An 11,450-nucleotide genomic window follows, 5' to 3' on the forward strand; every position below is an offset into this window, starting at 1 on the left:
TTTACAATCTTGTAACATTTGTTCATTCTAGCTGCAGCTTAGGTTTGTGAATCTAATCAAAAATCTTTCAAATTACTAATTTGAGAAAATACAAATCATTACCTACGCTTATAAACGGTTGATTTGTAAATGTGCGATTGCATGCAAATACAACTTGGAAAGCTACACAACAACATTTTTAGTACGTTGTATCAGGTGTCACCTGGTTTAACATGGATCATACAGGAAGGATACAAATGGCGAATAAACTCACTGTTCTTGCTTCTGTTGTAGCAGCTTCTACTGCCATGATGGCGACGACAGCTTCAGCAGCAGATAGCACTTTAGATAAAGTACTTTCGCAAGGTTTTATTACTTGTGGTGTGAGCACTGGTCTACCAGGCTTTTCCAACCCGAACTCAAAAGGGGAATGGGAAGGCATTGATGTTGAATATTGCCAGGCACTTGCCGCAGCAGTTCTTGGTGACAAATCGAAAGTAAAATATGTTCCACTCACAGCAAAAGAACGGTTTACCGCCCTACAATCAGGTGAAATCGATGTTCTTTCGCGCAATACAACCTGGACGCTCCAACGCGACGCAGCACTCGGCCTTAATTTTGTCGGCGTAAACTATTATGACGGTCAAGGGTTCATGGTGAAAAAAGACCTAGGAGTGAAAAGTGCAAAAGAGCTTGATGGGGCATCGGTTTGTGTCCAATCCGGTACAACTACTGAGTTGAACTTGGCGGACTACTTCCGCAACACAGGCATGAAATACAAACCTGTGGTATTCGATACAGCAGCGCAAACCTCAAAAGGTTTTGACGCGGGCCGTTGCGATGCCCTAACAACCGACCAATCCGGTTTGTATGCGCTACGTTTGAACTTAACTGATCCTAACGTCGCGGTTGTATTACCTGAAATCATTTCTAAAGAACCACTTGGGCCCGTTGTTCGTCAAGATGATGACAAGTGGTTTAACGTGGCGAAATGGACTCTCAATGCGATGGTTAACGCAGAAGAGTACGGTATTACCTCAAAAAATGCAGATGAAATGCTTAAATCTAGCGATCCTAATATCAAACGCATACTTGGCCTGGACGGTCCTAAAGGTAAAGGTTTGGGCATTCGCGATGATTGGGGATACCAAATTGTAAAACAAGTCGGTAACTATGGTGAAAGTTTTGAACGCACTGTAGGTAAAGGTTCTCCACTACAAATCGCACGAGGTGCAAATGCGTTGTGGAATGCTGGCGGCTTTATGTACGCTCCACCACTTCGTTAATAGTCACACAATCCCAAATAGGCGGTTTTAACCGCCTTTTTGGAAAAATGGATTTGAGGTTATAGTTGTATGAAACCTACTAAAACTATTGCGGCTAGCTCAGGAGCTCCCTCGGCTAAAAGCGCAAATTTGTTCTACAATCCTACTTTTCGTTCAGTCGCCTTTCAAATTATTGCTGTTCTCGTTCTGGTTTTTTTCTTTTACACCATTGTGACCAATGCACTTTCTAACTTAAGCTCTCGAGGCATTGCCACGGGGTTTGACTTCCTAGATCAAGAAGCTGGCTTTGGGATTGGCCTTACTTTGATCGAATACAATGAAACCTTTAGTTATGGGCGAACTTTTATCATAGGTTTACTCAATACCGCGCTAGTTTCTTTTTTAGGCGTTGTATTTGCCACCCTTTTAGGTTTTTTTATCGGTATTGCTCGTCTCTCTTCCAACTGGTTAGTCAGTCGACTTGCTGCTGTGTATATAGAAATCTTCCGTAATATTCCTTTATTACTGCAAATTTTCTTTTGGTATTTTGCCGTGTTACAGGCTCTACCATCGCCTAGGCAAAGCATGCAGTTAGGGGATTCTATTTTTCTCAATGTACGTGGTCTGTTCTTCCCCGCTCCCATTTTCGAAAGTGGCAGCACATTTATCTTTATTGCCTTTCTTGCTGGCTTACTAACCACCTTAATTATTGGCATTTGGGCTCGAAACAAACAGCGTTTAACAGGTCAGCAGACGCCTATGGGTAGAATTGCGGCTATCTTGTGCATCCTACTTCCTGTCATTGTGTACTTTGCTATGGGCCGTCCAGTGTCAGCAGAGTATCCACAACTGCAAGGGTTCAACTTCCAAGGTGGCATCAGTATTATCCCTGAGTTAGCCGCACTGCTGATTGCACTGAGTATTTATACGGCCGCATTTATTGCCGAAATTGTCCGTTCTGGCATTAATGCGGTGAGCCATGGTCAATCCGAAGCAGCAATGTCATTAGGATTATCTCGTTCAAAAACATTAAAACTCGTGGTCATTCCTCAAGCGCTACGCATCATCATTCCACCACTCACCAGCCAATATCTGAACTTGACCAAAAACTCATCATTAGCGATGGCGATTGGCTACCCTGATTTGGTTTCTGTTTTTGCCGGCACAACGCTCAATCAAACGGGTCAAGCGATTGAAATTATTGCGATGACCATGGGTGTTTACCTCACTCTCAGTTTGACGACATCGGCATTAATGAATATCTATAACCGTAAAGTTGCTTTGGTGGAGAGATAAGATGAAAGTACATCAGTTTCAACCTAACTTGCCACCGCCAGCCAATACCGTTGGCTTCATTGGGTGGCTGCGCAAAAATCTTTTTAATAACGCACTCAATTCCATCGTTACACTGATCTTAGGGTATTTCGCCTTCTGGCTTGTTTGGCATACTGTCGATTGGGCGATTATTAATGCAGATTGGGTAGGTACACAACGTAGTGATTGCACTCGTGAGGGGGCGTGTTGGGTGTTTATTAGCGTACGCTGGGATCAGTTTATGTATGGATTTTATCCAGAAGCTGAGCTATGGCGACCTCGCCTCTTCTATTTCACTCTTGCTATTTTTAGTGCGTTGCTCGCCTATGAAAATACACCGAAAAAAACGTGGATTTGGTTGTTTTTTGTCAACATCTACCCATTTCTTATCGCGGCGTTACTCTATGGCGGCTTTTTCGGCCTAGAAGTGGTTGAAACGCATAAGTGGGGAGGCTTATTAGTTACGCTGATTATTGCCTTAGTTGGGATTGTTGTCTCGTTACCGATTGGCGTTGTACTGGCGTTGGGCCGGCGTTCCGAGATGCCCATTATTCGCAGCCTATGTACCGTTTACATCGAGGTTTGGAGAGGTGTGCCACTGATTACAGTTTTGTTTATGGCATCCGTTATGCTGCCTCTGTTCCTCTCGCAAGGCTCGGAAACGGATAAATTGGTTAGAGCATTAATTGGGGTGGTCATGTTCAGTTCGGCTTATATGGCAGAAGTGGTTCGTGGTGGTTTACAAGCGATACCTAAAGGTCAATACGAAGCCGCCGATGCGTTAGGTTTAAGTTACTGGAAAAAAGTCGGTTTGATTATTTTGCCGCAAGCACTGAAGATCACGATCCCATCTATCGTTAATACCTTCATTGGCCTATTTAAAGATACCAGCTTAGTACTCATTATCGGGATGTTTGACGTGCTCGGTATTGGACAAGCTGCCAATACCGATCCGGATTGGTTAGGCTTTTCTACTGAAAGTTATATATTTGTCGCGTTAGTGTTCTGGGTGTTCTGCTTTTCTATGTCTAGATATTCGATATGGCTTGAAAACAAACTCCATACTGGTCACAAACGATAACTACAAATCAAGGACGTATTATGACGCAGCAACGCAACCTCGCACCTTCTGAAGAAATCATGATTCAGATTAATGATATGAATAAATGGTACGGTGAATTTCATGTACTAAAGAATATCAATCTTACCGTTAAAAAAGGCGAAAAGATCGTTATTTGTGGCCCTTCAGGCTCAGGAAAATCGACCATGATTCGCTGTATTAACCGCTTGGAAGAGCACCAAAAAGGACAAATCGTCGTCGCGGGAAACGAACTGACGGAAGATCTTAAAAATATCGAAGCCGTGCGACGCGAGGTCGGTATGTGCTTCCAACATTTCAATCTTTTTCCACATTTAACCGTGTTAGAAAACTGTACACTCGCTCCAATTTGGGTAAAAAAGATGCCTAAAGGAGAAGCTGAAGCGGTTGCGATGAAGTATTTGGAACGCGTAAAGATTCCTGATCAAGCCGACAAATATCCCGGTCAACTTTCTGGCGGTCAGCAGCAACGAGTTGCGATTGCACGCTCATTGTGCATGAACCCACAGATTATGTTATTTGATGAACCAACATCTGCACTTGACCCGGAAATGGTACGGGAAGTATTAGATGTTATGGTTGAACTCGCAGGAGAAGGCATGACGATGCTTTGTGTTACCCATGAGATGGGCTTTGCTAAAGAAGTGGCCGATCGCGTTATTTTCATGGATGCTGGTGAGATCATTGAAGAAAATAACCCTGTTGAATTTTTTGAAAATCCTCAATCCGATAGAACGCGCAATTTTCTCTCTCAAATTCTCCATCATTAATGGATTAACGACCAACAAAGAGAGAGGTGAACATCACCTCTCTCTTTGTTTATGAGCATAGACACATGGTGTTACACATTCTTTAACATCTAAGTGACTATTTTTATTAAAATTTACACAAAACAAATACGATACAGGGCTTGCTTTTTAGCTCATTCAGCCCCATAAATGTACAAACAAACATAAACCCTTACGAGGAAGATTATGAACAGCCCTATGTTTACTCGCTCAGCTAGCTTAGAGAGCACACTACAAACTAATAAAGTCTTGAAGAATACTTACTTCTTGCTTTCAATGACTCTTATCACCAGTGCTATTGCTGCGATGGCAACAATGGCAATGCAGATTTCACCATTCATGGCACTCGCTATGCAGTTGGGAGCAATCGGTATTCTATTTTTCGTGATGCCTAAAGCCATTAATTCTTCTTCTGGTATAGTGTGGACATTTGTGTTCACCACATTAATGGGCGGAGCTCTGGGCCCAATGCTTAATCACTATGCGGCAATCCCGAATGGCTCTAGCATTATTGCTCAGGCACTCGGTCTTACTGGCCTTGTTTTTATGGGCTTATCCGCTTATACCATTACGACTAAAAAAGACTTTTCGTTCATGAGAAGTTTTTTAATGGCAGGCCTCATTATTGTCATCGTTGCGGCGATTATTAATATTTTTGTTGGTTCTACCGTTGGCCAACTTGCGATCAGCAGCATCGCGGCGCTCGTGTTTTCTGGTTTTATCCTATTTGACACAAGCCGCATCGTACGAGGTGAAGAGACAAACTACATTAGTGCTACCATCTCAATGTATCTAAATATTCTGAACTTGTTCACAAGCTTATTGGCTATTTTAGGCATTATGAACGACGACTAATTTACGTCGACATTTTGTCCAAACGAGCCCGCAAGCCACAGCTTGCGGGCTTTTTGCTTTCTAAACAGTTGAGATCACACATTCACTACGCTACCCTAAACGCGGATTTTTAATCGAGTAATAAAGATGTTTGAATACAATGGTAAAACCGTCGAAACTGATGCTCAGGGTTACCTCCTAGACCATACCCAATGGGAAGAAGGAATGATCCAGACACTGGCCAGTCAGGAAGATATCGAGTTAACAGACGCTCATCTAGAAGTCATTTGGTTCGTGCGCCACTTTTATGAAGAGTTTAATACTTCACCCGCAGTGCGTATGTTAGTCAAAGCGATGGAAAAAGCGCATGGTCCGGAAAAAGGCAATAGTAAATATCTGTTCAAACTCTTTAAAAAAGGCCCTGCCAAACAAGCAACTAAACTTGCTGGGTTACCAAAACCTGCCAAATGCTTGTAGTGCGAAACTAAGCTCCAAGCAACTTAACCATACAAAGCACAAAGCGGTGCTACTTTTAAAGTATTTCGAATCCGCTATATTTTTCAGTATAAGAAAGAAGTGATTCACGCGACACCGACATTACTTTCGCCGTTTTGGGGCCTTGTTGAAGCCACTGATAAAACTGCTCCAAATTTTCACTATTCCCAATGGCGATGACTTCAACCTCGCCGTTATGTAAATTTTTAGCATAGCCTGTTAAGCCTAGCTTTAGTCCTTGATGAGCGGTGTGATAACGAAAACCAACCTCTTGGACCCTGCCTGTCACGATAAACTTGTCGCACTGTTGAGCCATTTGAATCTCTCTCTATGTTTAAATACTCAATCATTTATCTACTAAAATGCGTCGTTCACTATAATGAAAGAAATGACAATGGGTTAATTTGATGTACATCCCATAGACACTCTCCCCAAACAATTTCCTTTATTTACGTATGACGCTCGCTCTTTGTTTGCTTTCCATTACCTTTTCTATGAAAATACGCCCCCATTTTGAATATTCATCGAGTAATGTATGACAGCTGCAATCTATCTAGTCAAAGGCCGTGAAAAATCTTTGCGCCGTAAACATCCATGGGTTTTTTCCCGAGGGATCAGCAAGGTAGAAGGTGAGCCTAGCCTTGGAGAGACCGTCGACGTTTATACTCATGATAATCAGTGGTTAGCAAAAGCAGCCTATTCTCCTACTTCTCAAATTCGAGCTCGCGTCTGGAGCTTTGAGAAGCAGGAGATCAATGTCGATTTTTTTGTGAAACGGCTCGAAGATGCACTGTTAGTTCGCCAGGAGATTATTGAACGAGATGGTCTTACAGGCTTTAGGCTGATTGCAGCAGAATCAGATGGGTTGCCAGGTATTACTATCGATAAGTATCAAGATTATCTAGTATGCCAACTGCTTAGCGCAGGGGCTGAATACCATAAAACGAATATTGTTAAAGCGCTGACAATCGTTTTCCCAGAGTGCCATGTTTACGAACGTTCAGATGTTGCCGTTCGTAAAAAAGAAGGTTTGGAAGAGCGCATAGGCGTGCTGCATGGCGATGAGCCGCCAAAATCAGTCATTATCGAAGAAAATGACGTAAAAATTAGCGTCGATATTGTTGGTGGACACAAAACAGGCTTTTACCTAGACCAACGTGACAGCCGCCAGAAATCAATAAAATATGTGAAGGATAAAGATGTCCTTAACTGCTTTTGTTATACCGGAGGCTTCGGTTTGTATGCTCTTAAAGGCGGTGCCAAACGTGTAATTAATGCCGACGTCTCACAACCTGCATTAGATACCGCCAAATACAATGCAGAGATCAATCAATTCGATATCGCCAAAAAACGCGCGGTATTTTTAAATGCCGATGTTTTCAAATTATTGCGAGAATACCGTGATCAAGGAACGCTGTTTGATGTGGTGATTATGGATCCGCCTAAGTTCGTATCGAGTAAAAATAACCTGACCTCTGGTGCAAATGGTTATAAAGACATCAATATGTTGGCAATGCAAATTTTAAAACCCGGTGGCACTTTACTCACTTATTCATGCTCTGGCCTTATGGGCACAGATCTCTTCCAAAAAATCATTGCGGACGCGGCGCTTGATGCAGGTCGCAGCGTTAAATTTGTTGAAAGGTTCGAGCAAGCCGCTGACCACTTGACAGATTCAGCCTACCCTGAAGGGTTTTATCTAAAAGGGTTCGCTTGTAAGGTCTTGTAAGCCGTATTTATAGACAGCAAGAAAAACCGGAGCTCTTATCAAGCTCCGGTTTTCGTTATTTTAGTCCTTTAAATGGTTTAGGTTATCCATCAAGCTACTGGTGATATCCGCAGCTGACGCACCATCAAAGTCCACGGTCAATGTTTGACCCGACTTGACAATCGTTAGGTGCGATTCATGTTCATTTCCTGTAACACGGATAGATACATCGTCCACAACACCTTGATGATCTGCACTACTCAGCCCATCAAGTAATACTGTGATCTCGTCTTTGGACATGTCTTCGAACAAATCAGAGAAATCTAACGAATCCCCTTCCGAACGATGGAAGTCAGTAACGCGGTCAGTCGCGGTTTCCATCTCAACCCATTTAAAGATATCTGCACCATCACCACCAGTAAGGATATCATTGCCTAAGCCGCCAATTAGAACATCATTCCCAGCACCACCATCTAGAATATCATTACCAGTACCACCGCGAAGGCCATCGTTCCCTTCGCCACCGTAGATATGGTCATTACCCGAGCCTCCAAAGAGGAGATCTGTACCTCCTTGGCCGAATATACGATCATCGCCACCACCGCCATGAGTTATATCGACGTAAGCATTACTAGCTCCCGGGATATTGAGTGCGCTGTCTTCGTTATTGGCATCTTGTAGCCAAGAGCCATCAAGCCCAGTCCCAAAACGATCCAAAAGATCGGAAGCCGCCATCTCTTTTAGATGAGCCTGTGTATGATTATCCAAGCCGTCAACATGAGTATCACCAAGATAAATAATGTCATCTCCTTTTCCGAGATAGACATAATCACCACCATCGCCTACATCCACGACTAAACCTTTTTCAACATGATCGTGATAAGTCACCGACGATGAACCGGCACCCGATGTTGACCACTGCACTTTTTGATTTGACGTAGTGGTATCGTATAGCTGTATCGAATCAATGCTATTTCCTTCAGCTTTAATGTCGTGCCCAACAACAAATGTTAGTGAACTTGAGCTTGTATCCCCATCGTTATCTTTTAATGTATAGTCGAAAACCAATTGGGTATCCGATGAAATAGTTGCCCCAAAGAACTGGTAACTGCCATCATCCAAATCAATAATTAATGAGTGTTTATCATTAATATAAATTGACAAAGTATTGGTTGTAGGATCAAAACTATGGGTCAGAGATGAAGATGTCCCCATAACTGATATCGATTGGCCATCGAATAAATAGGTAACATCGCTGATAGTAATACTCGCTATCACTCCCCCATCAGCTCCCATCCCATAACCATCAACAGGTACAAGAATATTCCCGCCGATAGGTTGAATGACAGATTGTAATAAAATAGGGGGAAGCTGAGTCACGTCAGACACTACTATAGAGCCTGTATCTACATTTAAATGGCCATCATAAGCAACCTTATCTAATTCTCCTTGCGGAACATTATTCCCCATACCATAAGCAAGAGAGGTGATTTTGTTTTCTTGTAAATGACTAACCCAACTATCAAGCTCATCTTTCTCTATGGTGTTAAAGTTTTTCACACCATTTTTCCAATCGTATCCTTCGGGTACACCATCAGATAAGAAATAACTCACATTGCTAGCGCCACTTAATGGCTCACCATAACCGAGACCAGACCATTGATTCTGTGCCAATTCAATAGCGTGATCATAATCTGTACCTCCAGAAGCCGTTAGGCCCATTATGTAGTTTTTGGCTTGTTCAACCGTCATCCAGTAAGAAGAACCATTATGGTAAGGAGAAGCTGTTGCATTAAATAACAGTAATTGGACCTGAGTCTGACCAATAGCTTGATATTGATCTAATAACTGTACCGCTGATTCTTTCATCACTTGAAGACGAGTTTTACCGTTGCCAGCCTCCCAAGCCATAGAACCCGACACGTCTAAAATCAACTGAACATTGGCGCCTTGTTTAGTCTCTGATTCTAAGACATGCAAAATGTCTCTTGCTAACGGCGCATCATCTTCAATGACGAGAGTAACAACACCAGTACCGATTGCTCCTGCCGCATTTTTCGCTTCAAGTGGGATCTCGATAGCTAAATGATCTTCACCTGCCTTATCTGGATGATCGATAGGTGCATGTAACACACTATTTACTTTACCTTGATCATCTAACGCAAACTCGACAACCTTATTACCATTTGCAGAACCAGTGAGCATCTGTTTATCTGGCGATAATGACCAAGTGATCGCGACACCATTAGATGTGTATCGATCACTCGGTAGACCAATGGACAATTGAGTAACGTTGGAAAGACTTAACTGACCATCAACTGAAGCTTGGTTAGTCGTGTCTTGTGAACCAGTGACGGATTCGTCATCTACTATACCGCCTTGTAATCCTTCTTCAGAAACATTGAGCGTCAATTCACCAATAACCGGTGGAGACACAGGCTTAACCGCAAAACCAAGCACAGCACTGTCACCATCGGCATCAGTAACTTTCACTTGGAAATCAATGTCTCCATCACCTAACGGCGATTGTATATTTTGATACTGGTAAAACTCCCATTTTCCCGTTGTCGGTGTAAACTCGAGTTTGAAGACTAAATGCCCTTCTGCATCTTTACCAGTAAGAGTATTTGCTCCTACTAACCCAACAGTAATGTCAGAGCCAGTAACCGTTTTGAGTGTCGCAGATTCATCCAGGCCAACTAATTGCAGTGCACCTCGGCCATCGGCCCCCCATTGCGGTTCAACGACACCAGAACCATAAGCAATTGGCTGCGGCGCATCCGAACCAAGAAACTCGATATTTTTAACGGTAAAGTCACTATTATCTTTGTGATTGAACGAGTTACCATTATCAGTAGCTTTGATAACCATCGTATCAAAGCCACCCTGCTGCACAGAAAAGTCTTTAGCGTAATCTCCACGATTTTCATCAGAGGTAAAACTTTGAGTTGCAATCAGCTTTCCATCTCGCCAAAACTCAACAATCCCGCTTTCGCCCTCACCGCCAAACATTTTGCTGAACTCAATTTTCGCACCATAAGCTACCGTGTTAGGATCGAGTTTAATAACCAACTCTTCGGATGCAGAACTGCCATCTGAAAACTTACGAAAATCAACTTCATTAGCAAGATTATGGTACGGAGAATCCTTACTACTAACGCCGATACCTTCGCTGTCACCATTAATATTTGCACTAACTAACGTGGATGATAAAGCTGAAGAGAATCCTTTTGCAGTAATAGTAAATTGACCACCGTCAATCGTAGTCCTATTACCACGGTAACTCGTTAAATCAAACTGGCCAGTTAACACATCAGGGATGTCAGTTGCTGTGGCAGCAACTGGATCCATCGCATGGTCGCTAGGTGCATCGTCTTCAATGATGATAGATAATTTGCTTTCCGTTGTGGTTTGCCCATCTGAAACAAATACGCCGAGATCTAAACTCAGTGTATCTTCTTGGGAGCCATCTGGATGGTCGACAGGGCTGAGTAAAGTGACCGTATAGTTCCACTCGCCCTTGCCACTTGCATTAGGAGCAGTAAGTTCGATTTCAATAACGGATTTAGAATCACTCCCAGATGTAGAACCTATCAGCTTGTGATTTTGAGCATCCCATTCCCAAACGACTTCCATACCTCCCGACGTGATGCCCTCCGGGCCCGAAAGAGTGATCCCTACGGAATCGCTATCTACATCATCAATTGTGATGCTGCCAGATGCCTTAATTGCGTCGCTTGTATCTGAGGATCCAATATCATCTTGAAGTCCACCAGATAAGCCTTCCTCGGAGAGAGTACTAGGATTTATTATGTCAAGTATTGGTCCGTCCGCCACCGCACCGACCGTCACATTCACGGTCGCCGTTTCAACATTGCCCGCCGCCGTCGTCACTGTGTAAGTGAAGCTGTCGCTGCCGTGGTAGTCCTCATTTGGTGTGTAGGTCACGGTGCCATCAGCATTGAAGG

9 protein-coding genes are annotated in these 11,450 nt (G+C 43.1%); 7 read left to right on the top strand and 2 right to left on the bottom strand.

Going from position 1 to position 11,450, the window contains the following annotated elements; all coding sequences use genetic code 11:
• Positions 1-236 precede the first annotated feature (236 nt).
• The 6 genes from AACV32_RS07355 (at position 237) to AACV32_RS07380 (ending at position 5,756) form a co-directional block, all read left to right on the top strand.
• A complete protein-coding gene (locus AACV32_RS07355; protein WP_026027113.1) occupies positions 237-1,265 on the top strand; it encodes an amino acid ABC transporter substrate-binding protein in 1,029 nt (342 codons plus the stop codon).
• A 69-nt stretch (positions 1,266-1,334) separates the two neighbouring features.
• Positions 1,335-2,540 (top strand): amino acid ABC transporter permease, encoded by a 1,206-nt coding sequence (locus AACV32_RS07360; protein ID WP_017044681.1) that lies wholly within the window; start codon positions 1,335-1,337, stop codon positions 2,538-2,540.
• 1 nt (position 2,541) lies between these two features.
• Positions 2,542-3,639: an amino acid ABC transporter permease gene (locus AACV32_RS07365; protein ID WP_026028006.1), complete on the top strand. Its 1,098-nt coding sequence runs from the start codon at positions 2,542-2,544 to the stop codon at positions 3,637-3,639.
• Between the two features lie 20 nt (positions 3,640-3,659).
• On the top strand, positions 3,660-4,427 hold the full coding sequence (locus AACV32_RS07370; protein WP_013856933.1) for an amino acid ABC transporter ATP-binding protein: 768 nt from the start codon (positions 3,660-3,662) through the stop codon (positions 4,425-4,427).
• A 204-nt stretch (positions 4,428-4,631) separates the two neighbouring features.
• Entirely contained in the window at positions 4,632-5,300 is a 669-nt protein-coding gene (locus tag AACV32_RS07375; protein WP_010318447.1) for a Bax inhibitor-1 family protein, read from the top strand.
• A gap of 126 nt (positions 5,301-5,426) precedes the next feature.
• Positions 5,427-5,756 carry a TusE/DsrC/DsvC family sulfur relay protein gene (locus AACV32_RS07380; RefSeq protein ID WP_047689503.1) on the top strand — a complete coding sequence of 110 codons (330 nt, stop codon included), beginning with the start codon at positions 5,427-5,429 and terminating at the stop codon, positions 5,754-5,756.
• 55 nt (positions 5,757-5,811) lie between these two features.
• On the opposite strand, the gene yccX is transcribed toward AACV32_RS07380, so the two are convergent.
• The gene (yccX, locus tag AACV32_RS07385; RefSeq protein WP_170895712.1) at positions 5,812-6,090 is read right to left on the bottom strand and encodes an acylphosphatase; all 279 of its coding nucleotides are present in this window, start codon (positions 6,088-6,090) and stop codon (positions 5,812-5,814) included.
• A gap of 219 nt (positions 6,091-6,309) precedes the next feature.
• Here yccX and AACV32_RS07390 point away from each other — a divergent pair, with 219 nt between their 5' ends.
• The gene (locus AACV32_RS07390) at positions 6,310-7,503 is read left to right on the top strand and encodes a class I SAM-dependent methyltransferase (RefSeq protein WP_170895713.1); all 1,194 of its coding nucleotides are present in this window, start codon (positions 6,310-6,312) and stop codon (positions 7,501-7,503) included.
• A 60-nt stretch (positions 7,504-7,563) separates the two neighbouring features.
• On the opposite strand, the gene AACV32_RS07395 is transcribed toward AACV32_RS07390, so the two are convergent.
• Positions 7,564-11,450: Ig-like domain-containing protein (locus AACV32_RS07395; RefSeq protein ID WP_170895714.1), on the bottom strand; the 3,887-nt coding region annotated here is incomplete at its 5' end.

It is taken from the genome of Vibrio sp. B7 (assembly GCF_963888765.1).
In the GTDB taxonomy this organism is placed as follows: Bacteria; Pseudomonadota; Gammaproteobacteria; order Enterobacterales; family Vibrionaceae; genus Vibrio; species Vibrio anguillarum.